The sequence below is a fragment of the Rhizobium yanglingense genome (genome assembly GCF_977109285.1).
In genome coordinates, this window is sequence record NZ_CDSAWY010000005.1 from 996,943 (window position 1) to 1,022,163 (window position 25,221).

The 25,221-nt window shown below is 60.3% G+C and carries 14 protein-coding genes and 13 pseudogenes; 9 read left to right on the forward strand and 18 right to left on the reverse strand.

What is annotated here, in order from left to right; all coding sequences use genetic code 11:
* Position 1: 1 nt before the first annotated feature.
* From ACW4PC_RS14510 to ACW4PC_RS14550, 9 genes and pseudogenes are all read right to left on the reverse strand, one after another.
* A complete protein-coding gene (locus ACW4PC_RS14510; RefSeq protein ID WP_455874251.1) occupies positions 2–115 on the reverse strand; it encodes an FMN-binding negative transcriptional regulator in 114 nt (37 codons plus the stop codon).
* 78 nt (positions 116–193) lie between these two features.
* Positions 194–400, reverse strand: coding sequence for a rubredoxin (locus ACW4PC_RS14515; RefSeq protein WP_455874252.1), 207 nt, complete (start codon positions 398–400; stop codon positions 194–196).
* 164 nt (positions 401–564) lie between these two features.
* A pseudogene (pdxR, locus tag ACW4PC_RS14520) lies at positions 565–2,101 on the reverse strand (MocR-like pyridoxine biosynthesis transcription factor PdxR).
* Between the two features lie 138 nt (positions 2,102–2,239).
* A pseudogene (locus ACW4PC_RS14525) lies at positions 2,240–2,476 on the reverse strand (oxidoreductase C-terminal domain-containing protein); the annotation flags it as partial.
* Positions 2,410–3,306: pseudogene (locus ACW4PC_RS14530) on the reverse strand (FAD-dependent oxidoreductase). The pseudogenes ACW4PC_RS14530 and ACW4PC_RS14525, both read right to left, overlap by 67 nt.
* 28 nt (positions 3,307–3,334) lie before the next feature.
* Positions 3,335–3,457: a hypothetical protein gene (locus tag ACW4PC_RS14535; RefSeq protein WP_455875084.1), complete on the reverse strand. Its 123-nt coding sequence runs from the start codon at positions 3,455–3,457 to the stop codon at positions 3,335–3,337.
* Between the two features lie 201 nt (positions 3,458–3,658).
* Positions 3,659–3,826, reverse strand: a pseudogene (locus tag ACW4PC_RS14540) (hypothetical protein); the annotation flags it as partial.
* Between the two features lie 274 nt (positions 3,827–4,100).
* Positions 4,101–4,874, reverse strand: coding sequence for an amidase family protein (locus tag ACW4PC_RS14545; RefSeq protein ID WP_455875018.1), 774 nt, complete (start codon positions 4,872–4,874; stop codon positions 4,101–4,103).
* 198 nt (positions 4,875–5,072) lie between these two features.
* Positions 5,073–5,447, reverse strand: a complete 375-nt coding sequence (locus tag ACW4PC_RS14550; RefSeq protein ID WP_455874253.1) for a hypothetical protein — start codon at positions 5,445–5,447, stop codon at positions 5,073–5,075.
* Positions 5,448–5,516: 69 nt separating this feature from the next.
* Here ACW4PC_RS14550 and ACW4PC_RS14555 point away from each other — a divergent pair, with 69 nt between their 5' ends.
* The 8 genes and pseudogenes from ACW4PC_RS14555 to ACW4PC_RS14590 all read left to right on the forward strand — a co-directional run bounded on the left by ACW4PC_RS14555 (position 5,517) and on the right by ACW4PC_RS14590 (position 13,369).
* On the forward strand, positions 5,517–6,581 hold the full coding sequence (locus ACW4PC_RS14555) for an ABC transporter substrate-binding protein (RefSeq protein WP_455874254.1): 1,065 nt from the start codon (positions 5,517–5,519) through the stop codon (positions 6,579–6,581).
* Positions 6,565–6,777 (forward strand): annotated as a pseudogene (locus ACW4PC_RS14560) (ABC transporter substrate-binding protein); the annotation flags it as partial. The gene ACW4PC_RS14555 and the pseudogene ACW4PC_RS14560, both read left to right, overlap by 17 nt.
* A 459-nt stretch (positions 6,778–7,236) precedes the next feature.
* A pseudogene (locus ACW4PC_RS14565) lies at positions 7,237–8,137 on the forward strand (ABC transporter permease).
* On the forward strand, positions 8,134–8,373 hold the full coding sequence (locus ACW4PC_RS14570) for a hypothetical protein (RefSeq protein WP_455874255.1): 240 nt from the start codon (positions 8,134–8,136) through the stop codon (positions 8,371–8,373). The pseudogene ACW4PC_RS14565 and the gene ACW4PC_RS14570 overlap by 4 nt, the downstream one beginning before the upstream one ends.
* Before the next feature lie 113 nt (positions 8,374–8,486).
* Positions 8,487–9,071 (forward strand): ABC transporter permease, encoded by a 585-nt coding sequence (locus tag ACW4PC_RS14575; protein WP_455874256.1) that lies wholly within the window; start codon positions 8,487–8,489, stop codon positions 9,069–9,071.
* A pseudogene (locus ACW4PC_RS14580) lies at positions 9,068–10,669 on the forward strand (dipeptide ABC transporter ATP-binding protein). The gene ACW4PC_RS14575 and the pseudogene ACW4PC_RS14580 overlap by 4 nt, the downstream one beginning before the upstream one ends.
* 18 nt (positions 10,670–10,687) lie before the next feature.
* Complete coding sequence (locus ACW4PC_RS14585) at positions 10,688–11,584, forward strand: dihydrodipicolinate synthase family protein (RefSeq protein ID WP_455874257.1); 897 nt, start codon at positions 10,688–10,690, stop codon at positions 11,582–11,584.
* 162 nt (positions 11,585–11,746) lie between these two features.
* A complete protein-coding gene (locus ACW4PC_RS14590) occupies positions 11,747–13,369 on the forward strand; it encodes a GMC family oxidoreductase (protein ID WP_455874258.1) in 1,623 nt (540 codons plus the stop codon).
* A 343-nt stretch (positions 13,370–13,712) separates the two neighbouring features.
* Here the strand turns inward: ACW4PC_RS14590 and ACW4PC_RS14595 are convergent.
* Positions 13,713–13,881: pseudogene (locus tag ACW4PC_RS14595) on the reverse strand (TauD/TfdA family dioxygenase); the annotation flags it as partial.
* 567 nt (positions 13,882–14,448) lie between these two features.
* Between ACW4PC_RS14595 and ACW4PC_RS14600 the strand changes: the two are divergent.
* Positions 14,449–15,406, forward strand: a pseudogene (locus ACW4PC_RS14600) (hypothetical protein).
* Between the two features lie 231 nt (positions 15,407–15,637).
* On the opposite strand, the pseudogene ACW4PC_RS14605 reads toward ACW4PC_RS14600, so the two are convergent.
* From ACW4PC_RS14605 to ACW4PC_RS14640, 8 genes and pseudogenes are all read right to left on the reverse strand, one after another.
* Positions 15,638–16,961, reverse strand: a pseudogene (locus tag ACW4PC_RS14605) (glycosyltransferase family 4 protein).
* Between the two features lie 105 nt (positions 16,962–17,066).
* Positions 17,067–17,906 carry a glycosyltransferase family 2 protein gene (locus ACW4PC_RS14610; protein WP_455874259.1) on the reverse strand — a complete coding sequence of 280 codons (840 nt, stop codon included), beginning with the start codon at positions 17,904–17,906 and terminating at the stop codon, positions 17,067–17,069.
* 91 nt (positions 17,907–17,997) lie between these two features.
* The gene (locus ACW4PC_RS14615; RefSeq protein WP_455874260.1) at positions 17,998–19,197 is read right to left on the reverse strand and encodes a hypothetical protein; all 1,200 of its coding nucleotides are present in this window, start codon (positions 19,195–19,197) and stop codon (positions 17,998–18,000) included.
* 18 nt (positions 19,198–19,215) lie between these two features.
* Positions 19,216–19,948: pseudogene (locus tag ACW4PC_RS14620) on the reverse strand (hypothetical protein).
* An 8-nt stretch (positions 19,949–19,956) separates the two neighbouring features.
* Positions 19,957–21,208: pseudogene (locus tag ACW4PC_RS14625) on the reverse strand (glycosyltransferase family 4 protein).
* Positions 21,205–22,017, reverse strand: coding sequence for a class I SAM-dependent methyltransferase (locus ACW4PC_RS14630; RefSeq protein ID WP_455875019.1), 813 nt, complete (start codon positions 22,015–22,017; stop codon positions 21,205–21,207). Before ACW4PC_RS14630 ends, ACW4PC_RS14625 begins: the two are co-directional and overlap by 4 nt.
* A pseudogene (locus ACW4PC_RS14635) lies at positions 21,992–24,310 on the reverse strand (glycosyltransferase family 2 protein). Before ACW4PC_RS14635 ends, ACW4PC_RS14630 begins: the two are co-directional and overlap by 26 nt.
* A gap of 66 nt (positions 24,311–24,376) precedes the next feature.
* The gene (locus ACW4PC_RS14640; protein ID WP_455874261.1) at positions 24,377–25,036 is read right to left on the reverse strand and encodes a calcium-binding protein; all 660 of its coding nucleotides are present in this window, start codon (positions 25,034–25,036) and stop codon (positions 24,377–24,379) included.
* Positions 25,037–25,221 lie beyond the last annotated feature (185 nt).

Sequence of the window (25,221 nt, forward strand, 5' to 3'; positions counted from 1 at the left end):
GTTAGCGTCGAGGCCGGACTTGGCCGCTGGTGACGAGGATGCCGAGCGGATTCTTCTCGACCAGGTCGAAGAGAACCTCCGGGCGGTTTTCGGCAAAGTGCGGCGGCACGTACATGTGAACTCCTGGCGGCAAGTGCTTCGGCGGCTTGCCTGTGGTGGATTGTATGGGGCTGAAGGCGGGTTCAGATCTCGGTCATCTGAAAATCGGCTTTGGACGCGCCGCAGTCGGGACAGGCACCAGTCCTCCGGACACGTCTTCCCAGCGCGTTCCCGGCGGGATGCCGTCGTCGGGCCAGCCGTCTCGCTCGCTGTAGACGAGGCCGCATAGGACGCAGAGCCACGTCTTGAAGGGCGGGGTTCCGACGGTTTCTTCCAGCGTCTGGATGGCTTGGTCGCTCATCGGATGCTCCATTTCTCGGACCCGCCAAATGGGCTCGCTCGTACTTTCTGGAGCATCCTTTACCCAAATTGGTCCATTTCACAGGACCAGTATCCGTCATTTTCGCTGAACCAGCATCAGCTGTCATGGCAGCGACGTAGCCGACGCGAGGATCGCATTAGGCCTCAGCCGCAAGGTGTGGGGGCTTGGTAAGCGGACCAGCGTATCGCTCCGACGGAGGCATCGAGGACGGTCTTGCAGCCGCCGCGCGGCGGCGACGGAGTTCGGCAGGGGTTGAAGCCGCCAAACCCCAGCATCAGGCCAGAACCGGGCCGGGGGACTGGCAAACATCGGCGAAATCGGCCTGACGACCAGGCCGATCCTGCCTGCCTCGTCGGCAATCTTCACATCGTCGACACCGAGCGGCAGCCAAAGCAGGAGATGCATGCCTTGATCCGACGGCTGCAGTGTCGCCCAGGCGGGAAATTCCTGTTCGATTGCCTCGATCAGCGCTGCCCGCCTCTCTGCGTACACGCCGCGGAATTCGGCGGACATGCGCCTCAAAGAGGCCCTCGCGCATATAACTCGCCAGGACATGCTGATCGGGCGTGGCGGAATGGCGGTCGATCATCGCGCGCGCTCCCGGCGAAGGCATCGATCAGGGGCTCCGGCACGATCGCATAGCCGAGGCGGAGCGATGAGAACAGCATCTTGCTCATGGTGCCGAGGTAGACGACCCGGGACGGGTCGAGCCCTTGCAAGGAAGGGGAACGGATGTCCCGCGTATCGCAGTTCGCTGTCGTAGTCGTCTTCGACGACCCAGGCATTGTTGTTGCGTGCCCATGAAAGCAGTGACGTACGTCGCGGCATGCTGATGCGGCATGCCGAGCGGATATTGGTGGGAGGGCGTGACGAAGGCTGCGCGCGCGCCGGGACATCGTAGGATCGCCCTCCTTGACGTCGAGGCCCTGGCCATCGACGGGGACCCGACAGGCTCGTGACGCTGAAGTTGCCGAGCACGGCCTCAATCCCCGGATAAGCCGGATCCTCGGCCCAAACCGAATCGCCGCTGGTCAGCAGCACCGTTGCCGCCAGGAACAGACCCCTGTTGCGTTCCCGCAGTGATGATGACCTGTTCGGCGCTGCACCTATACCGCCCGCGCCTTGCGGACATAATCGGCTATCGCCAAGCGCAGTTCAGGCAGTCCCCTTGGGTCGATGTATCCCGAAGGTGCCGCGGGGCGGGTTGCTCGCACCCGATTGCCCAGGCGCCGCCATTTGTCGTCGGGAGCAACAGCACCGGCCGGATGTGCGATTGCGAACGGTAGGGATCCCTGCGGACGCAATGCCTTCCCAACGGCAGCGAGCCGGCCGACGTTTTCCGGAAGCGGCAGGTCAGGCGCCGCGATGTCAACCGTCACGTCCTGTGAAGTCACCTCTGAAGCGCCTTCATGAACATTAGCAACAATGGTTCCGCTTCTAGCGCGGGTCGCGAGATAGCCTTCCGCGTAGAGCTGGTCGAATGCCTCAACGATTGTTCCCCGTGCAATGCCGAGAGAGACAGATAGAGCTCGGGTCGAGGGCAGCCGCTGACCAGGCTTAGAGATGCCCCTTTGCAATCGCGTCGCGAAGCGCCTGCGTGAATTGCTGACCGATGCGGCCGGTGGTCCGGTCGAAGGACCTGAGGGAAGGTATTGTGATAACGTCTTGCCGCCGCGCCATGCTTTCTGGTCCATTGTTCTGTGACGATATGAGCATTGACTGTAGGCCAAGATCTCCTGAAGATGAAGAGTGGTTCCAATCGCAAGAATGCAATGGAAATGGAGAGCGATGATCCCTAACCAGCAAGGCAGCGCGTAACTCGAAGCCCGGATCGGCAAGTTGCTCGGGGGTGGGGTGTGCTTGCTTTGCCAGGATCCGGTGCGCCAGCGCGTGCTCATGGGTGTTGTTGATACTTTCGACTGCACGCAGATGCCGATCAGCGAAGTGCCACAGGGAGAATGCGCCCGCCTTTCCCTCGCGCTTAACCGTCATATCCACTCCATCAAGAAATCCCACCATCTGAAACTTGCAGACCTTCTGATCTGACCAGAACACCGGTGTAGAAACGTAGGGTCTGCCGGTTCCAACGAGCGTTGCGGCGGCCGAGGCCGCTTGTTCATGCGCGTTTTGGATACATTCGAGCCGTATCGGAACGCCAAAGTGTATACTGGGAAACGCCGTACAATCGCCCACTGCCAAAATACCCGGGTGCCGATCGTTCTCATGAATTCATCGACGAGAATACCATTCTCGCAGGCAAGCCCGGCATCGCGTGCCAGATGGATGTTGGGGGATGCACCGATTGCGAACAGGCAAATGTTCGCTTCCAGCCTTAGCCCGTTCGTAAGTGTAACGCCTACTACGTCGGCCCGCCCTCTCGTGGATCTCTGCAAATTCCGGCCTGGAGGTGCATTTCGACACCGGCGGTGCGATGGAGGCGCTCGATTTTCCCCAGCCATATGCGGCGAGCATGAGCGAGCCATGACGCCTGGCTACTCTGAAACTCGATGAGAGCGACGCGGCCGTCCAATGCTCGCAAGCGTTGACGCCACCTCCAGCCTGCCGATCAGACCGGCACCCACAATCACCACGTTTTTGGGGGAGGTCAGCGCATACTCTGCACGAACCGTGAGTGATTCAGACTTCGCAGGTTGACCACGCCAGATGGCACAGCGCCGAAGCGTTGGGGCAAGCTTTCGCGCGTTGCTCCCGGTCGCGAAGGCGAGTGCGTCATACCGAAGCTGCCGTCCGCCCTCAAGCTCCACGGCGCGCGCCTGTCGGTCGAGTTTTACACAACGCTTTCCGGAAAGAACTCGAATCCTGGCCTCTGCAAAGAACCGATCGGAGCGCAGCGCGATGTCTGCTGTCGAAAGGCTTTGTGTCAGAAAGCCCTTGGAGAGTGGCGGCTTCTGATTAAGGGAGGTCTTTCTCCCCGTTGATCAAGGTGATCGGCTGCTGATAGCCCATCTCGCGGCACTTCACCGCAAGCTGCACGCCGGCATGTGACGCACCGATTATTATCAGACCCTCAGGCATTATATCCCTCCTGCTCCCGCAGCCGCGGCGCCGACAGCCGCTTAAAGCGACGCATGGGGGTTTGTCCCCTGGAAATATCGAATGCTGCTGGAGGCATGGTGGCCTCAAGAGCACAGGCTGCTCGCAGAACAAGCGCGTCCGCGCGCAATCGGGGCGAACAATCTGAACTCCGATTGGCAAACCTTCGCTATTAAAGCCGCACGGAACCGAAATCGCTGGCAACTGCGCGATATTGAACGGGTAGGTGAAGGAACTCCGACCGATACCAGTCTGTTGCCCACTCCTGCCTGCCGGCAAACCCGGGCGGTGGCGTATCCGCTCCTGCAGGAAGAGCGACGGTCGGCATTTGTGGCGTAACGAGGAGGTCATAGTGCTCGAACAGCTGGTTCAGCCTGGCCGAAAGAGCTATCCGTTTGCGGGTTATCGCCTCGATAACGCTCGCACCGTCGACTTTTTCTCCTCGCTCTGCCGCTCTTGCCATACCGGGATCACAGCGTGACCGGTCTTCTTTCAGAAAAGGTGCGCAAAATGAGTGCTGCACCAGCCTCCCAAAGTGTCGCGAGCACATCGCTTGGGTCATCAAGCTCGGGGTTTACCTCCTCGACGAAAGCGCCATGGGCTCGCAGTCTGTCGGCCGCGCGCCTCACGGCGGAAATGACTTCGGGATCGAGATGATCCGCATAGCCCAGATCAACGGAGTAACCGACGCGCAAGCCCTCCGCTCCCTTATCCAGGCCTTCGTGGTAAGCCGGAGGATTTCATTCCATGCTGTCGGGTCGCGATGGTCCGGTCGACCAATGATCGACAGCATCAACGCAGCTTCTGAAACTGTTCGGGCGAGGGGACCAAGATGGGCCAGCCCACCCATTGCGGACAGAGGATAAGATGGAACCGCGCCGTAGGAGGGTTTGAAACCCACGACCCCACAAAAACTTGCAGGGATTCTGATTGATCCGGCGCCATCGGTCCCCAGATGCAAGATGCCCATGCCGAGCAAGGCTGCAACTGCAGCTCCGGCAGAGGATCCGCCGCTTGTTCGCGAAAGATCCCATGGGTTTCGGGTGATGCCGGTCAGCGGGCTATCGCCCACACCCTTCCATCCAAACTCTGGCATCGTGGTTTTCCCGAGGAGGACGCAGCCCGCTTCTTTCAATCGGGCGACCGCCGGCGCATCGAAAGCGGCCGGTGCATCTGTCGTCAGGAGCGAGCCTTGCCGATTGGGAAGCCCACGCCAAGCAATGTTGTCTTTGATCGTCGCAGGCACGCCATCGGCGGGACCAAGTTGCTCGCCGCGGCGCCAGCGAAACTCCGACGCTTGCGCGGCTCTCAACGCGCCCTCGCGATCAAGAACAACGAAGGCGTTGACCTTTGGCTCGAACCGTTCGATCCGCTCCAGGCAAGAACTCAAAACCTCCACGGGCGACAATTCGCGCGCTCTGATAAGCCTTCGATAGTGAAAGCGCGGACATCGATGCCAATTCAGCCATAACATGCTCCCCATTAACGGCGGCAGATCACTCCAACAGGTCGAAGTTGGAAGAAATGCCCCCTCTCCGCCTAGTCTTAGAAACTGACAGGCCGGCCCCATGATTTGCAGCACCAGATAACGGCAAATTCACCGGGCCAGAACTCGGGCGAGTTGAAGAGACTTGCATCCCAACAGTGGCAAGCCCTGCATCACGTAGCGGCAGCCGTGGTCTTTTTGCGGATACGCGGCAAGCACACTGCCGATGGACCAGATTCGGATCGGGCGGAGCCAAATACGCGCGATTCTGGACCTATCTCCAAACGCGGTGGAGCGTGATGATTTTACGGTCCAGAAATTGGAAACCCAAATGAACCGCCAGATGCGATGTCCAGCAGCTTTTGCGCGCAGCCCGGCAAGACGTTGCCTCCAATCAGGATCGGCCGCCGGAGAACAATGGCGCTCATGATCGAGCGACCTTATCGATGCTTCAAATCGCAATCCAAGGAGCGAAATCTCGCGCAAGACAGGCGCCTACCAAGACAAAATACCGAGAAATTTTCACTCGCATAGAAATAAAAAGGGGAACCAGCTATGCCATCAATGAAAATGCTTCGCAGATCCTTCATCGCTGCGCTCGCGGCTACCGGCGGCATGATGTCCGTGCCGGCATTCGTCCTCGCTGAGGGCGAGGACGACAAGGACACGCTCCGCGTCGTCATGCAGGGGGATGTTCGGATTGTCGATCCGATCTGGACGACGGCCTACATTGTCCGCGATCACGGCTACATGATTTACGACACGCTGTTTGCGATGGACGCGAACGGCGAGATTCAGCCACAGATGGTGGATCGCTACACCGTGAGCGAGGACAAGCTCACCTACACGTTTACCCTTCGCTCCGGCTTGCTCTGGCACGACAACCAGCCTGTGACAACGGCTGACATCATCCCTTCGATCAAGCGCTGGGCGGCACGCGATGCGCTCGGGCAAACCGTGATGACCTTCGTGGCGAACATCGAAGCCAAGGATGATCTGACCTTCGAGATCAAGCTCAAGGAGCCGACGGGCCTTCTGGTCTTCGCGCTTGGCAAGCCGTCGTCGAACGTACCGTTCATGATGCCCAAGCGCATCGTCGAGACAGATCCGAACACTCAGATTTCCGAGTTCATCGGGTCCGGTCCGTTTGCTTTCAGGGCCGACGAATGGCGTCCCGGTGACAAGGCCGTCTACACGAAATTCGAAGGCTACAAGCCTCGCTCCGAGGCTCCATCGGGTCTTGCCGGCGGGAAGGTCGCCAAAGTCAAGCGCGTGGAGTGGAGGGTGATTGCCGATCAGCAGCAGGCGGTCAATGCGCTCCTCAATGGCGAGATCGACATCATCCAACAGCCCGGGCCCGACCTCTTTCCGCTGCTCAAGGACGATCCATCGGTCAAAATAGTCGATTGGAACCCGTACGGCTATCAGTACAATTTGCGCTTCAATCACGCGGTGAAGCCCTTTGACAATGCGAAGGTCCGTCAAGCGGCACTCTACGCGCTGAACCAGGAAGATTTCCTCCAAGCGGCGATCGGCAATCCGGACTTCTACAACGTGCAAAGCCATGTTTGTTTGCGGAACGGCGCTCGAAACGACCGCAGGCATGGAAGACAAGCTTGATTCGAACTTCGAGAAGTCGAAGCAGCTTTTGGCAGAAGCTGGCTATAAAGGAGAACCTGTCGTTCTTCTTCATTCAACCGATCTCCCGGTGCTGACCAATATCGCACCGGTGGCAAAGTCACTTCTTGAGCGTGGCGGCTTTGTAGTCGATATGCAGTCGATGGACTGGCAGACCGTTCTTTCGCGCCGCGTTCGGAAGGATCCGCCGTCCCAGGGTGGTTGGAACGCGATGGTGACCTATTGGTCGTCTGCCGACGTTCTGAACCCCGTAATGGGCGCCTTTTTCAATGCCTCGGGCGACAAAGCGGCCTTCGGCTGGCCAAACGACCCGAAGATGGAGGAGCTGCGTCGGCAATTTGCTCTCGCGGGCACGCCGGAAGAACGCAAAAGCACTGCCGAAGCTGTGCAGCTTCGGGAGGCGGAAAGTCCGACACATATCGTTCTCGGACAATTCAACTTGCCTGGGGCCGCTCGATCGAATGTGGCGGGATCGGATTCCGGCAGCAGCGCCTGTGTTCTGGAACATCGAAAAAATCGACGAGTGAGAAAAGTCGGTCGGCCGGCGATCAGGCCGATCCTCTCTCCCTCCGTGGAAAGGCGTATTTCCCATGAATTCAATATACTCTTCGTCGACTTGCTGCCGACTGTGCCGGTAATGCTGGTTGTGGCAGCGCTGGTGTTCCTGATGCTGCGGCTGACACCTGGAGACCCTGCCGCCATCATTGCCGGCGACAATGCCACGCCGCAACAGCTCCTGGAGATTCGCCAGAAGCTTGGTCTGGAAGAACCGGTCGTCACCCAATATTTCGTTTGGCTCGGTCAGATCGTCACTGGCAACTTTGGCGACAGCTTCTTTTTTAAGAAAACGGTCTGGGACCTCATTTCCGATCGGATCGAACCGACACTATCACTCTCTGTCGTGACCATTCTTCTCGCGGTCACGGTCGCGATCCCGCTTGGCGCGATAGCGGCATATCGACAAGGTACGATCGTGGATCGGGTTGTCATGAGTGTCTCTGTGCTCGGATTTTCGATCCCGGTGTTCGAAGTTATCGGGTATCTGCTAGTCTATGTGTTCGCGATCGAACTAAAATGGCTCCCCGTCCAGGGTTATCAGAGAATTACGGGAGGGATCGGTCCCTGGTTCAAGAGCCTTGTTCTGCCGGCCATAACATTGTCCGTTATTTACATCGCGCTAATCGCTCGCATGACGCGGACGAGCATGCTGGAGGTCCTCTCCGAGGATTACGTCCGCACTGCCCGGGCGAAGGGGCAGACAGAAGCGAAAGTGCTCTTCGGACACGCGCTTAAAAACGCCGCCGTGCCCATCGTTACGGTGGTGGGGCTTGGTGTCGCGCTGCTCATCGGCGGTGTCGTCGTGACTGAAAGTGTCTTCTCCATACCCGGCCTCGGACGCCTCACCGTGGATGCAGTGCTCGCCAGAGACTTTCCGGTGATCCAGGCAATCATTCTTCTTTTCGCTTTTGTCTACGTCCTGATCAACCTGATCGTAGATCTCTCATACAACGATCTTTGACCCGAGGATAACCCATTGACCGCACACACCTCAGTCCGCTCCTTGCCTGAACCGGAAATCAAGCCCCTCAGCGTGCGTTCCGCGCTCGTTTCCAAACTCCTCCGCAACCCTTCTGTTGTGACGGGTTCGATTATCGTGCTCGCGATGCTCGTCATCGGCCTTGCCGCACCGCTTCTAGCGAACGTCGATCCTATCGCGATCGACCCAAACGGCCAGAAACCGCGTCCCCATGGCGGAAAGCAGTCAGCGGCTTGACGACGGGACGCGTTCAACCGTCGTGCACCTGATGGGCACGGACTCGCTCGGGCGGGGACGTTTACAGCCGCGTTCTATACGGCGCCCGGGTCTCTCTGCTCGTCGGTATCACCGTGGCGGTCGTGTCGATTACTCTCGGATTAGCCATCGGTCTGATCGCCGGCTATTTCCCATGGCTCGACATGATCGTCATGCGTATAATGGATGGTCTGATGGCAATTCCAGCAATATTGCTTGCGATCGCGCTTGTCTCTTTGTCGAGTGCGGGAATACTGACGGTCATAGTCGCCATCATAGTTCCTGAAATCCCGCGCGTCGTCCGGTTGGTCCGTTCTGTTGTGCTTTCTGCGCGCCATGAACCCTATGTCGAGGCAGCAATTACGGTCGGGACCCGTACTCTCCCTCTGCTCATCCGGCACATCCTGCCGAATACGGTCGCGCCGTTGATTGTCCAAGGCACCTTTATCTGCGCCTCGGCAATCCTGGTAGAAGCGATCCTGTCATTTCTCGGCATCGGCATCCCACCAGAAATACCCACTTGGGGAAACATCATGGCGGAGGGACGGCAATTGTTCCGGCTCTTCCCGCACAACATTCTGTTTCCGGGAATTTTTCTCGGCCTGACGGTTCTTGCAATCAATATTCTCGGCGATGGTCTGCGTGACGTGCTCGACCCAAAAATGGAGAAACGCGCATGAACAAGCCGCTTCTTGAAATCAGGAACCTCATGGTCGATCTACCGCAATCCGCCGATCGCCCGCACGCTGTTGAGGCCATCTCATTCACGGTCGGGCCAGGGGAAATCGTTTGCGTTGTGGGCGAGTCCGGCTCGGGCAAGTCCGTCACGTCGCACGCCGTCATGGGCCTGCTTCCGAAAGGATTGACGGTGGGAGCAGGTGAAATCTTGCTTCAGGGCGAAGATGTGCTCAAGGCCTCCCCCGCGCGTCTTCGCGCGCTTCGCGGAACTCGCATGGCCATGATTTTTCAGGAGCCAATGACTGCTCTCAACCCGGTCGTCCCTTGCGGCGAGCAAATTGACGAGGTCCTGCGAATTCATACGGATCTCAATTCTACTGAACGAAAAAAAAAGTGCTCGCAATCATGGAAGCGGTCCACCTTCCTGATCCGCAGCGAATGTACGCGTCCTATCCCCACCAACTCTCCGGTGGCCAGCGCCAGCGCATCATGATTGCCCAGGCGCTCATTCTTGACCCCGCCTTGTTGATCGCCGATGAACCAACGACCGCGCTCGACGTGACGACGCAGGCACAGATCCTCAAGCTTATCGCGGAGGTGCAGCAGCGCCGTGGCACGGGTGTGCTTTTCATTACCCATGACTTCGGTGTCGTCGCCGACATCGCTGACCGCGTTGTTGTCATGCAAAGAGGGAAACTGGTGGAGCAGGGTGCCGCTTCCCAGGTGTTGAGTATCGCCAGCCAACCGTACACCCGGATGCTGATTGACGCTGTCCCGAAGCTCAATCCCCCGAACCGAATTGAAAACACCGGGCCGATCCGACTGGAGACGGTCAAGCTCTCGAAATTTTACGGCGCACCCCGTTTGATCAAGAAGGGCGCCGGGGTCCATGCGGTGAATTCCGTCGACCTCAGGTTGCGAGCCGGTGAAACGTTGGGCATTGTCGGCGAGTCAGGCTCCGGAAAGTCAACCGTTGCACGCTGTATCGCGCGACTTGTCGATCCATCGTCCGGTGCGATCATTACTGGCGAAGCGGACATTGCGAATCTTCCAGAAAGGCAATTGCGGGCCCACCGCCAGCGCTGTCAGATCGTCTTCCAGGATCCCTACCGATCCCTCAATCCGCGCCGCACGGTGGGCGCTTCCATCGTCGAGGGCCCGATCAATTTTGGTGCTACGCCGGACCACGCCCGCAACAGCGCGCGCGAGTTGATGTCTCTCGTCGGTCTTTCACCCGACGCGCTGGATCTCGGGCGGCCAACGGCAACGCATATGCATTGCGCGCGCCCTGGCGATGGAGCCGGAGATCCTTATCGCTGACGAAGCCGTTTCCGCACTCGACGTTTCCGTCCAGGCGCAGGTGCTCGAGCTTCTCGAAGACGTGCGCCAGAGGTTCAACCTCGCCATGCTGTTCATCACGCATGACCTTCGGGTCGCAGCCCAAATTTGCGATCGCATCCTTGTCATGAAAAGCGGCTGCGTGGTTGAGCACGGCCCGACAGCAGAGCTTTTTGCGGCTCCAAAGGACCCATACACCAAAGCGCTGTTCGAAGCCGCTCCCGGTCAGTCATTCGAATTCGCCAGCTTACTACCGGCATGAACGCCAAGGGGTTACGAAATGACATATCCAGACGGTCTCTCTGCGTTTCCAATCACTCCGGCCAACGACGACGGCAGCATCGATCTGGGTGCCCTTCGTCAACTGCTCTCCCCGCTCCTGGATGCCCGAGCTGATTCGATCGGGCTTCTGGGGAGCACCGGAACCTACATGTACCTGTCACGTGCAGAGCGACGCCGTGCCATTGAAGTTGCAGCAGATATGTCCGGTCCTGTACCGATCATCGCCGGCATCGGTGCCTTGCGAACGGATGACGCAGTGCGATTGGCTCAGGATGCACGGGCGGCAGGCGCAACGGCCGGCCTTCTAGCACCGGTCTCCTATACGCCACTCACCGACGACGAAGTGTTCGAGCATTTTTCCACTGTCGCACGCGAGGGTGGACTGCCCCTGTGCATATACGACAACCCAGGGACCACACATTTTAGGTTCACGTCTGGTCTTATCGGTCGGCTGAGCAGAACCGAGGGCATCGTGGCCGTCAAAAGCCCGGCGCCCGACCCTGCGCAAATCGGGTCGCACCACAGTGAACTCGCCGCTTCCGTTCGCGGCGGCTTCTCCCTTGGCTACAGTGGCGACTGGAATTCCATCGAGGGTCTGATCGCCGGCGCATCGACCTGGTACAGCGTCCTTGGCGGCATATTCCCACACACTTGCCTCTCGATGGTTCGGGCGGCGCAACGAAATGACACTGGTGAGGCCCGACGGCTTAACGCCACGCTTGAGCCGATTTGGTCGCTGTTCAAGGAGTTCTCAAGCCTGCGGGTGGTCTACACGATAGCCGAGTTCAATCGCGCTATACATGCAAAGCCGCCTCGGCCGATCCTGCCCCTCGCGCCGCCGGCAAGAGCGAAGGTCGAGGCTGCGCTCGCCGGGCTTCATGCCAGCCTTCGCTAAACGGGCGGAACTGATCCGGAGCCGGACCATATCATCACGCCCGCCTCTTCGGGCGGCAATCGAACAAACAAGAGCAGGATAGAAGCCAGACACTCAGCTTGTAGGGTGCGAGCCACCGATGGGCTCCCCTCAATAACGAAGTGACGGCGAGGGAGGACAATCATGATGAAAGTGCTCGAGGGCGAATATGACTATATCGTCGTGGGTGCCGGGACAGCCGGCTGTATCGTCGCCAACCGGCTTTCGGAGGATCGGCGAAAGCGCGTGCTCCTATTGGAGGCCGGCGGCCAGGACAACTGGATCTGGTTCCATATCCCGGTCGGATACTTGTTCGCAATCGGTAACCCCCGCGCCGACTGGCTGTTCAAAACTGAAGCGGAGCAGGGCCTCAACGGCCGGGCTTTAGCCTATCCGCGCGGAAAGGTGATCGGAGGTTCGTCCGCGATCAATGCCATGATATCGATGCGTGGGCAGGCTGCAGACTACAATCATTGGCAGCAGTTGGGACTGAACGGTTGGGGATGGGAAGACGTCTTGCCGGTGTTCAGGCGGCTCGAGGACCATTTCCTCGGAGAGAGCGAACATCACGGGACTGGTGGCGGATGGCGGATCGAGGCCCCCCGCATTTCCTGGAAAGTATTGGACGCGGTCGCCAGCGCGGCGGCAGATATGGGCATTGAAAGGGTCGCTGACTTCAACACTGGCGACAACGAGGGCGTCGGCTACTTTCACGTCAACCAAAAATGCGGACGGCGCTGGTCGTCGGCGCGGGGGTTCCTCAAACCCGCATTGTCACGCCCGAACCTGCGCCTCGAAACCCATGTCACTGTCAATCGTCTCATCCTGGAGAACGGACGGGCGGTCGGCGTCGAATTCTCACGCGGAGGCGAAGTCCTCCAAGTGCGGACCGGGGGCGAGGTCATCCTTTCGTCGGGATCGATCGGATCGACGCAAATTCTGCATCGCTCTGGAATCGGCCCCGGCGAGTGGCTCGCGCCGCTCGGCATCGACGTTCGTCTCGACAAACAAGGGGTCGGGCGCAACCTGCAGGATCACCTCCAGCAGCGGGCGATCTACAAGGTTCATGGTATCCGGACGCTCAACGAGAGTTATTACTCGCTGGCTTATCGCGCGTGGATGGGAGCCGATTATGCACTGCGCCGCCGCGGACCTCTCACGATGGCACCATCGCAGCTTGGGATATTCACCCGCTCGGACGCCAAGCAGGAGCGTTCTAACATCCAGTTCCACGTTCAGCCGCTGTCCTTGGAAAAATTCGGTGAGCCCCTGCACCGGTTCCCGGCCATCACTGTCGCAGCATGCAACTTGCGCCCGACATCTCGCGGAACTGTCCGACTAAAATCGCATGTGGTCTCCGAAGCACCTGAGATCAGACCAAACTATCTCTCTACCGACGAAGACCGGCGGGTGGCTGCCGATGCGATCCGCGTCACGCGCAAGCTCATGGCTCAGCAGACGCTTCGGCCCTACCGTCCCGAGGAATATCTGCCCGGTCCCGCGGTAGGCGATGATGAAGTATCTCTGGCAAAGGCCGCCGGCGACATCGGTACGACGATCTTTCATCCTGTCGGAACGGCCAAAATGGGACTAGCGAGCGACCCGATGGCCGTGGTGGACGATCGCCTTCGTTTTCATGGAATCGATCGGCTTCGTGTGGTGGATGCATCGGTCATGCCCACGATCACGTCCGGCAATACGAACACTCCGACCGCCATGATCGCCGCAAAAGGAGCAGCCATGATCATAGAAGATGGCCTCGCCTGATGCGTTGGCCACCGCGTCCTTGCAGTCCACGGAGCATTTTATGGTCTATGACCGGCCGACAATCGCCGGCAGGTCGCCGAGCAGGAAGAAATCGAGCTGTTTTTGCTGCAACTGATTCGTTGATCGCCGGGCCGGCGCCGCGGAAGAAAGTGCCACTCAATCTTGATGTCCTTGGCTGCGGCGAATTCCTTCTCAACGACCTCCCGGGCCCGCGAAAGGCCAACTCCGGGGTGGCCGAAGCGGATGGTCAATTCCTCGGCAGAGACCGAGCCGACCTCTAGGCGAGAACTGCGGCAAGCGCCGCAGCGATATTCAGTTTGGTCTTTTCCCTGTTCTGGCTCGCTCAGGCTGCCTTCGCTGCCGGTTGGCTGTCTTTATATGGGTCACGCTACGGCGGCCGTCGACACTGACCGGAACGTCACCGTCAACGGTGGCGCGGCGCACGTGACCCGGTGCTAGTCGCCGTACTCGTTGACAGCGTAGTGCTGGGTCGCGCGATTAGGGAAGAGTGAAGGGAGCAAGTTTTCTACACAATACGTTTGAATACTATGCCGCTAACTTCGGTATGCGGTGCTCGACCAATCGCAGGAATCGTTGGTTGTGAGCCCCCGCAACCAAATACTACGACAAACTCAATGGGCTCCGAGGAAACTCGGAGCCCATTTTGCGTGCCAAAGTAAACGACCGATTGCCACCGCCTGCCGGACGACCGGGTGATGGGGTAAGACACGTGTTTAACGACGTCGTTAGCGACGTAGCGATGCATACCCAATCTGGCGATGGCAGGTCAGCGGGAGGGCTTTCCTGCGTCGTCGCAACTACGCCTGTCTCTCTTCTCAAGTAAAGCCGCGTGCAGGAGAGACACGTCATGCGTGAACGCTGGACGTGAGTAATACCACGACGAACTGGATAAGTCTCTTCTGTAACTCAGAGTAAGCGATTACGAAATATATCGTCCAAGCGCGGGTATAATAAATACGGAGTTGATTTTAAGCCTGTTTTTACGCATATTTCTATCATGGATAGTATATATCAAATATTGAAGTATATTTGTTTCGTAATTGCTGATGGATCGCCGCATGCTCGTATTTTCAGATGAAAATTTGGAGGTGATACATCGTTCAGGATCATCTCCCTATCTTCTCGTCACCTTTAACGAGATGGAAATGAAGGCGAACGGCAGCCGCTTCTGGGGGCAGCGGTTCTGCGAGAAAGCTGACATTTCGGCGCTTGGCTTCATCAGCCGACGGCCGAACTGGTTTCCGGCGGCGAGCGTTGTCAAGGCGGTCGAGGCGACCGCGCCCATCCTCCGCGCAGCACCGGAGCGGATCCTTTACGGGCACTCGCAGGGCGGCTACGCGGCGTTGCGGTACCGAAGGCGCTTCAACGCTGCCGTTGCCATCGCTTTTTGCCCTCAGAGTCTCGATCGATCCGAAGGCCGTTCCTTTCGATGGCAGGTTTGCACGCCATTTCTCGCCCGACCTCCACGCCAATATGAGGATCGCGCCCGATCACGCAGCTGGCCGGGCCTATCTGTTCTTCGATCCGTTCCACGCCGTCGATCACCAGCACGCGGTTCGAATCGCGACGCTGCAGGCGAGGACGCACCTCGTGCCGGTCCACATGACAGGCCATGGCACCGTTCGGGCGTTCACCGGAACGGCACGCGCCCTGTCGCTGATCGAAGCCTGCCGCGAAGACGATCTTCCGGGTCTACGCGCTCTGGCTCGCGCAGCCCGAGTTACGGCGCCGATGCGTCCCTATCAGATCGCTGTGACCGCGATCACCCGGCATCGGGCCTGGGCCGACCGGTTTCATGCACGCTTCGGATCGGCTTTCTCTCCGGTCGAGCGAGCAAACTTCCTCTATCATCGGGCCAACCGCCACATTCTCGACGGTGAGCTTGCGACGGCGCGCACCATGCTTGTGGACGCCATGACATATCAGCCGGAAAATCCTGGTTTCGCCCGCCGGATAGCGGAACTGGACGGCCGTATCGCGCGCCGCCTCAGGGCGGAGGACGCCGCGCAATTGTGATCCGAATGTTGCCGAGCCTACTTGACAGATGGCCTTGCTGAAGCGTGACAGCCTATTTCAGGTCCAACAGCGTCCTTGTTCCAAACCGGCGGCGGGATGATGGTCTTGCGGACTTTCGAGTGCATGTAGGTGAGCCTTCCGGTGCGACCTTGCGAACGGTTTCTCAAGAGTTTGGTTGATCGATCATCTCTTGGTCGAAGCCCATTCAGCGCTTCACAGGGCCAGCCGTCGTTAAAGCGAGTGCGCGAGAAGCGTGGGGCTCTCGGTCATCGCCGCATCTAGCTTCCGCCGCAGCAGCGCGCGATAGAGTTTGACGTGTTCGCGCGCGCAGCCGAGGCGGTCGGCGGGCTGTCGCATGGAAGCGCGCAGCCGGTCCCAGATTTGGCTATCGTCCAAGACCTCTGACGATGCGGTCCGCGAGATCCTGGCTGCTGCCTGCGCGGAAGTGCAGGCCGTCTTTTCCGTCACGCACCTTCTCGGCCATCCCGCCGATGTCGGAGCAGATCATCGGCCTACGATGGAGCAGGGCCTCCTGGATCACGACGGGCGAGTTTTCCCACCAGACGGACGGCATAACCACCCAGTCGACCGAACGCATGAGACGCGGCAGGTCCGCGTTCTGGTAAGCGCCGTAGAAACGGACGCGGTGGCCGGCGTCTGCGATGAGCTTCTTCATCCGCTCCTGGAATTCGATCGGCTGTCGCTCGAGGTTGCCGCCGAAGATCATCAGGCAGGAGTCTTCGCCCCATATCTCCTTCGGGATGCGCGAAACGGCGTCGATCAGGAGGTCGGCCCCCTTGAACGGCGTCATCTGTCCGAAATAGGCAAAGCGGTTGCGGCGCGGGCTCGTGACCTTGCAGCTTCTCGCGCGGGCGCAGCTGTTTCCACGGTGATGCCGTTCTCGATCACGCTGAGCTTGTCCTTTTCGATCCCCCATGCGACGTAGCGCTCCGCCAGAAACCGGCTGGGGGAGACGAAAGCGTCGGCAAGGCCAAGCATCCCGCGCGCAAACTGCTCTCGCTTCAGGAAGCGTGAGACGGGGATGTCGGGAAAGCAGCCGTGGCAGGCGACGGGAGATGCTGTTTCGCAGAGCTGACCGGAAGGCCGTTTCACCATCTGCCCGTGATTGTGGCAGATCGACAGGTACTCGTGGAACGTGACGAGGATCGCCGTGTGCGGAAATGCTTCTCTAAGGGCGTAGAGGGCTTCAAGGCCGATGCCGAGAACGTGATGGAAATGCACGACATGGGGCCTGAGATCGCGCGCGAAACGCAACAGGTCTCGGCTGATCGCCTGGGTATCGCCGTTGGACAAAAAGAAATGGTCGTAGTCGTCCGCGTGGAACAGCAACTCATCCTCGGCAAGGCGAAGGCTCATCAGCGCGGACGCAGGCATGCCGCGGGACCGGATGGCCGACCCGGGCCAGGTAAACCGATTGCACGTTCGGCAATGCGTTCAGGCCGCGATGCAGGTTGTGAGAGGCGATTTCCGCCCCGCCGAGCGAAACCGTCGGGTGCGCATGCGAGACGACAAGGACGCGAAGCTGCTCGTTCATGCGGGCCTCTTTTCCGGGTGCTTTTCAACGGTGAGGATCGGCAACCATTGGCTCTTGAAGATCTTTCGATCGATCTCCTCCACCAGAGCCGCCATCGCCGGACTATCACCGTTGCCTGCGTCGTCGCAGCCCCACATCTGCACCGATGGCAGCAAATAGGAGTCGATACCCGGAGCGGCTGAGACGGAGGCCGAGATCCAGACCCTTTTCCTGCGCGCCCAGATAGCCGCCGGAAAAGCCGCCGGCGCGCAACAGGGCATCGCGGGGCATGACGCAGCACTCGAGCGAGGCCGCCGCGATACGGGTCAGCTTCATGTCGGCAACCGCTTTGAGAGGATATCCAGCATAGCGGCCCACGACCGGTTCGTCGCAGTTGCCGTCATCGATCCAGCTTCCGGCCCAGCGAATGGAATGGTCCTCGTAAACCAGGACGGGCGAGACAATGCTTCCCTTGAGCGTCGCGGCCGTGGCCAAGAGCTTGCCATACCAGCCTGTCCCGCGCGGGATCAGTGAAGCGGAGAGCGACACGACCGTTTCACAGGAGAGTGCTTGCGTGCCTGCTTCCAGCATGTCGTGGACGTCGCCTGTTCCCTTCACCGATACCAGCCTGGCCGAAAGGCTATAGAACCGCGCGAGTTCCCTGAGGCGAGCAGCCTGCCTGCGAAAGCGCTCCGCGGGCATGGCGATCACGATCGGCGTGTGCCGCGTCTCCGGATCGAGCGCAAGCAAGGCCAGCAGCGGGGAAACGTCCTCCTCGCCCTCCCCGGCGCCGATGACGATTGGCGGGCTGTTTTCCTCATCGAAGGAGCCGGCGTCGAGGATTGTCTCGATAACCGGCGTAAACCTTCCGGATTGTCCGAGGAACGGGACAATTTGTGAATCGACTATCGCCGGCAGCGCACAGTTTGCCGGATCGATGGAGCCGATCTGGCGCAATGCCGCCAAGCGCGCAGAAACCCGCGTTGTTTTCACTGGCAGAAACGCACGGCGCGAATCGTGCAGGGTTAGTTCGAAGTAGAGGGGCGCACCAGGATCCTCATTCGGCAATTGGGCGTGGGCGATGAAGCCATGCGCGCTGCTGTTCGCTCCGAAAGCTCGGCGTGAAGTGCTGCTGGTCGTTGAAACTGTCCGTGACATCGGGGCGATCGAAGCGCGTCCAGCGTTCGTCGAGGCCAGCCGCAGCATCGCGTCGACGCAGTCTTACCGTTGCGACGTGGCCATCGGGGTCATAAAGCCAGCCGGAGACGAGGAGGTTTCCTCCATCGGCCTCAAATGTGCTGTCTATACCCATCCGGACGGGATACGGCAGGCTGGAGACGGTTTCTTTGCCCTCAAAACTGTTGGCGGCTGCTCGCAGGGACAGGAGCACGTCCGGCGCGCCATGGGTCCGCAGCAGAATCGACCTGATATGTTCGGGCGTTTCCAGAGGGCCGGCGATGCGCTTTCGAGGGTGGACCGCAACATACCTCCAACCGGCGCGCCCCCGAAAAACCAGACCTTGGATGTCGAGGCCGAGGGCAGCCTGACTGGACTCGAGAAGGCCGACAAAACCAGAGGCGCCATCGGGAGCGTCCGGGCGAGGAAAGATGGCGATACCGCACTCCGCGACCACCGGTGCCACGTTGCCGACCACGGACACCCGGCAAGGCCCCGGCGCCATGGCGCGGCTCCAGCCCTGCAGGAATGTCGCGCCATCATGGCTCTCACCAATCAACTCGATAAACCCATCGCTGGCGTGGGCTGACTGCAAAAGCGCCGTTATGGTCAGAAGTCTGCGGCGGCTGACATTGCCGACCATCAAAGCGTCCACGAGCCGGTCGAGGACCGCGGCTGACTGAGATCCCGCGGATTCGACCACAAGCGCGGCTGCTTCCTCCGCGGAGGCAAGCCGGGGCGCAAAGACGTAGCGTGCGCCCGTCTCCTCCTTTCCGAACCGGATCGTGGTCATGGCCAGGTCAGTGCCCACATCCGGAAGGAGCGCCGCGAAGCCGTGCTTGGCCCGCGGTGAGGATGCGGCCAATCGCCATTCCGAGACAAACAAGCTTGGCGTGACTGCTTGATCCTCACCGAGGCCGACCACCACGTCGCCGGCCGTGACACGGCCGAGGCCGATGATCAGCCAGGTTGTCTCGTCGACGCGGCAACCGATAACCCTTCCAAAACGCATTGCCCTGCTCGCCCCATGCCCGCCTGCCGAGGGACTAATGACAGCGGGGGATTGTTCTCGCACCAGCACGCTTTTACCCTCCCTGGATCAGATTCTGGCAACCAGCGTAAGGCTGGCGCCCGCGGCAAATCCCACGAGAACGAACAGCAGCAGCAGCAGGGGCTTCATTTCGCCGTTCGCACGCTTCTGCAACGCATTCAGGTTCTTCTCCATTCCTGCCACAACCCCATCCAGCCGCATCAGGTGGACATCGAAATCATTCAGCCGTTGGCTCGATATCCACCTTGAGGCTTTCGACGGCCTTGCTGACATCGGTGGGCCCGGCGGTCTCGGTCTTGTCGGCGTCGATTTCCGGTGCGCGCTGCAGCGAGCGCTGTGAGACCTGCAATTGCCGCTGCGCCGCCATCAGCAAATCGAGCTTATCGAGCACTTTCGCCAGCGGTGCGGCGATAAGAGCCTCGGCGGCCTGCTCGTCTGGCTGGGGAACGCGCAGGGCCTGCTCGGAACCGCTTCCATTCCGCGCCATGACGACAATATCGTTCGCGCGAGAATGGAAGGGATCGGGCAGCGCGATCTCAAATGCGTGTTTGCCGTCGCCGATACCGTTGCGACGCAAGTCGGGACGATTGCGATCGGCAACAGCCTCGGCAATCACCTTGCCATCGAGGAGGACACGAATGGTCAGCCGTTGATCCGGCGCCATCGGGTCGAATGCCCAGCCGAAGATCCGGCCCATGTCAACGGCATCCACCCGGCCGTTCATCGGCTTGGCGTTGTCCTGTTCTGATGCGGCATCCGGTCGTTCAGCGGGACTGGTCATAAGCTCTCCTATGCCTGAGCCTGTGCCGTCTCCATCCACTTGAGGTAGCGGCGGGCGGTCGTGTCGATGTCGTCGGGCTTGCGAGCGTTTTCGGAGAGCTGGTGCAGCAGGTTCGGCTCTTCCACTATGTTCCGCATCGCCGCGGCGAGCGCTCGGGCATCGTTGGGTGGAACAGTCAGGCCGTTGACGCCATGCTCGATCATTTCAGCCATTCCTCCGATGTTGCTGGCGATGACCGGACGGCCTTGAGCCTGGGCTTCCTGAATGACAAGCGGCGCGTTCTCCCACCAGACGGAAGGAACTATGGTGCAATCGACCGCGGCCACCAGATCGCCAATATCTTCGCGTCGATAGGGGCCTCTGGACTGCACCGATTCCGACGTTTCGGCAAAGCGCCGATTGATCTCATCGACGAAGGCCTCGCTCTGGAAGGGCGCTCCGCCATGGATGCGGAGTTCGAAATCAAGGCCATCGGCCAGAAGCTGGCGAGCAGCGTCGAGCAATACGGTCACCCCCTTCCAGGGGTTGAGATTTCCGAAATATCCGAAGACCGGTCTCCCGCCCTGGAGCAGCTCCCTTCGCGCGCCGGCATTTCGGGTGGGGATACCATTGGGAATGACGCTAATCGCATCTTCGTCCAGTCCCCACCGCACGAAGCGCTCCCGTAAAAAAGCGCTTGGCGAGACGAAGTGGTCAACCGTGCTCAGCAGGGCCTTCAGGTGGCGTTCGCGCAAGGCAAAGCGATCGAGCGGAATGTCCTTGAAACAGCCATGGCAGCGGTCCGGGCTGGATTGGTGACAAAGCTCCTTGCTGCCGGTGCGTACCATCAGGCCTTCATGGTGGCAAATGGGGTAGTAGTCATGGAGCGTCATGACGATCTGGCAGTGGGGTAAGGTGCGGCGGACGATATGAGGGAACTCGGCGCCAAGCAGCAGCAGGTGATGGAGGTGAACCACATCTGGTCGGAAATCGCGCAGCAACTCCGCTATGTCCGGCACAACACCATAAAGGTCGATCTGACTCATGAAGAAGCGATCGAAGTGTCCGGACCACAAGCAGGACCTCGTCTCCCGCCGAGCCGATGCTCTGAAAGCTCGTGCCGGGCCTCGCTTCGCGGTGGATCTGGTTCGTGGCGCCGAGAAACAGGGCTTCGTGCCCCTCGCGCTGGTAGGCGCGAAACAAGTCGTGCGCAAATATCTCCGTTCCGCCCGGGTGAAGGGACGGATGGTTGTGGGCGGCCACCAGAATGCGCTTGCTCATCGACCGCTTCCCCGGCGCTTCGCCACGATGAAGTCCTGATGGTGGCCCGCTTTGGTGCCGCGCCAATGGCCAAGCGATTTCAAGGCGACGGAGAGGCCGGCCCGTTCGAGCGCCTTGTCCAGAAAGCCGTCTTCGAAACCGACTGCGGCAAGCGGCGGCTGGTTGGGTACGAACCAGCATGGGCTTTCGCCATAGCGGCGGAAGGCGAGACGCGGATCGCGCCGCCCGTGTTCGTTTGCCGCCGCGATCTGGTCGACCACGAAGGCGGTCATGAACAGGCGCCCGCCGGGTGACAGGATCCTGCGGACCTCGGCGAGGTAGACGAGGACTTCCGCGGGCGGCAGATGAGTGACCACGGACGTCATGATGACGAAGTCGAAATGGCGATCCGGAAAAGGCAGCGTCAAGGCCTTGCCGCTGATCTTGCCGCTCGGATTGTACAGCTCGTGAGCGATGTCCAGTTGCTGGAAGGCGAAATTGGGGTAGGCAGGCGTGATCGTTCGCTGGCACCAGCCAATACCGCTCTCGACTGGATCGATACCATCGTAGCGGCTCGTTTGCGGATCGAGATATTGGGTAAGCGGCACGGCCATCCGGCCGATGCCGCAGCCGATGTCGAGCACGCGGCTGTCTTCGCGCAGGCCGCCGATGCGAATGAAGTAACCGAGAAACTCCGCTCCTATCGCGCGAAAATCCCCATCTCCCACGAAGACGTTGGTGGATTCCGGTTGCGGCAGGAAACGATTGCCCCGAACAGATTCGATGAGCCAGCGAACACGGTCTTCATCGATCAGCCGGGCCGGCTGCAGGTGCGGCGTGCAGGAGTGCCGCTTGCGTCATGCTGCGCTCCTCTTCCGGATTCTTCACACCCGCTGGCGGCGGGCGCGATCGTGGGTCTCTATCGAGCTGGTTCGCCATCAGTTCGGTGATGTCGTCCTCCCAGCGCTGCGTGTGCAGCCATGAATTGTACTGGCTGGCAACGCCGCGCATGTAGTCCTGGCTGCGGCGGATCGAGCGGCGCTCGAAATGATAGAGGCACGCCGCCGGCTCATAGGCTATCTGAAGCCCGAGGCGGCGGATCTTGAGGCAGAGGTCGCTGTCCTCGTAGTCGCCGATCACGTAGTCCTCGGTGTAACCGCCGACGCGCTCGTAAGTCTCCCTGCGGGTCACCAGGCAGGCGCCGGTGACGCCAGGGTACGTCGCGGGTCTGCTGCGCCGGCCCGTAGTCGCCAGGCATGCCCTTGTGGAAATGGTGGTTCAGCCAGATCCCGCGCTGGTCGCGGCCGAAATAAAGCCCGGCATGCTGCAGCGATCCGTCTTCGAAGATCAGTTTCGGGCCGACGGCGCCCAGCGTCTTGTCTTCCAGCAGCGCCCGCGACAAGGATTTGAAGCCAGCCGGGCTCGCAAGGTACGACATCCGAATTGAGCATGACCAGGATGGAGCCGCGTGCAAAACGCGCGCCGGCATTGCAGGCGCGCGCGTAACCGCCGTTGCGGTTCATGACCACCAGCTTCATCGGCAGCCCGTGCAGAAGATGCAGGCCGCCCAGCAGATGCTCCGTCTCATCCTGGATTTCCGGTGAATCGAGGACGTAGATGACCTCCGCGTTGGCTGCGAGCCAAGGGTCCGTGGCCATCCCCGACAGTTGGAAACGCAGGAAATCGAGAACCTTGTAGAGGGGCACGACAATGGAAACGAGCGGCGCGCTTTTGGGCAGGCTGTAGTCCTTTGTGCTAGTCGACCTCGATGGTCTTGCCCAATCGTCGTTCAATGTCCTGCAGGGCAGGGGCGAGAATCGTGCGGAAGGCATCGTCGACTGCATGCTGTGGCGGCACGGCGCGCAGGACGTGGTTTCGTTGGGTTGCGGGCTCGAAAGGCTGTGGCTTCGGTATCAGCGGCCTGACCGCTCCTGAAGCGAGACGCATCTGAAATCGCGGTTGCAGCAGCGGTCCGGGAGGATTCCGCGAGTGGAATCCAGGCAACGAAACCGGTCACATCGGTCTTGCTCTTTTCGTCCTTCCCTTGCGCCCATGCCGGGAATTTGTAGCTGTTTCCGTCGAGCGGCACGGCCGTGCCGTCCTCCTTGACATAGTCGATGCCGGCGAAGGCCGATGATGGCGCATGGAACCAGCCGCCGGCCAGAAGGCCGCCGTCGAGCGCCAGTGCGAGATCGACCTCACCGGACGGGTGCATCGACGACTTGGCAATCCGGCTCGCCGCCAGCGGGGCGCGACGTTTGAAGATCGATCGCCGTGGCGGCGCCGCCCTCCGGCAACAGTGGCGAGTTGACGGACGATCATTTCGCGCAGTTCCACCGCCTCGCGGTTTTTGCTCCACCAACCCTGAAGGCTGGGATGGCGCGGCTTGCGCGTCAGGCAGCTGGCGAATGGCGAGGCCGCTCTTGCTCAGGAGAACGATGAGAAACGGAGGGGAAGGCGCGCCTGCGATGAAATGGCACGATTGTAGGCCGTTTTTCGCGTTGCGCCCGAGGACGAGCCTGTCGGCCACGCGTGTGATCGAAGCTGGCGCCGATCGCATAGATCGCTGTGATCTCGCCCGAGATCCGGATTGACGGCCGTCTCAATCAGATGGCGCCCTTGCGCAACCTGGCAGCACGATGCTGGCGGCCTGCGGTTCGGGCACGAGCGCGTGAAGGGCGTCTTCGACCACCATGCTGAAAAGATGGTCGCCGGCGATGCGAAAGGCGCTTCGCCACACAGTCAGCAGGTTGCTGACGAACTTGATGCGGGCTTCAGGCGCAAGATCGGCGAACAGGGCCTCCACATCGAGGGTTGCAGAGCGCGCGTGCCGGCTGCATCACGACGGTTTCGATGGTGCTGCCGTGCGCCGTGCAAATATCCGACATTCACGGCTCGCTTTTCTGGTCTCATCGCCCAGAACATGCGTTGCCCCCCGTTGCCAAGCGGCAGCATCATGCTGACGAGCGGTACCGGCGACTGCTCCATGGACAACAGGCACCTCGTATTGGCGGGAAGGGCTGGGGGGAGGTCCCAGATAAGGACGGCCAGCTCCGTGCCGAGCCGAAAGATCTTTGCGTTCCTGAAAACGCCAGTGGCGCCTATCGAATCGTCGAACGTCACACGCTATCCTCTGAATCGGAATGAGCGCGCCCCACGGGAGGAGGCAGGGCGCGCCGAGCTCAGTGCTCAGTGAACGGTGAAGTAGTTCTCGGGATTGGCCTGGATGTCGTCGGCATCGACATTTACCAATGTGAGCGTATCGCCATGGCCGAGATCCACGACGACATTGCCGCCGACCTGCGTGACGCGCGAGGCCAGGTCTTCGGGCGAAGACACGTCGAGGCCATTGATGCCCTTCGAGATCTGCAGCAGATCCTCGCCTGCGGTAAAGTCGAGGATGACGTCATTCCCGCCGCCGCCGTCGAAGACGAAGATGTCGTGGCCAGCACCGCCTGCCAGGACGTCGTTGCCGGCACCGCCGTCAATGATGTCGGCGCCATCGCCGCCATGCAGTATGTCGGCGCCCTTGCCGCCGGACAGGAGGTCGCTTCCCTGGCCGCCGAGCAGGGTGTCGTTGCCCTTGTCGCCGTACAGAAGGTCGTCACCCCAGCCGCCGACGAGGTTGTCGTTCCCGTTTTCACCGTTCAGCAAGTCGCTGTCATCGCCGCCGAACAGGGTATCGTTTCCCTTTCCGCCGAACAGCAGGTCGTCACCGTCGTCACCGAACACGAGGTCGTGCCCGTTGCCGCCGCTCACGAAATCAGCGCCACCATGGGCGCGAATGAAGTCGTTGAAGCGGGAGCCGAACAGCGCATCGTCGTATGCGCCGCCTTCCAATGTGGCCATCTGCCTCTCCTCTTCAGGTTTGATATGCATGCGTCTTCGGCGCAGGGTGCGACGATTGCGCGCCTGAAATGTGCACTGCAAAAAAACCGAAGTGCAACATATCTAATGAATATAAAATCGTCCTGTCATGAGAAATATATTTCCCATAATGTGAATATTATTGGCACATTATTTCGATAATATCG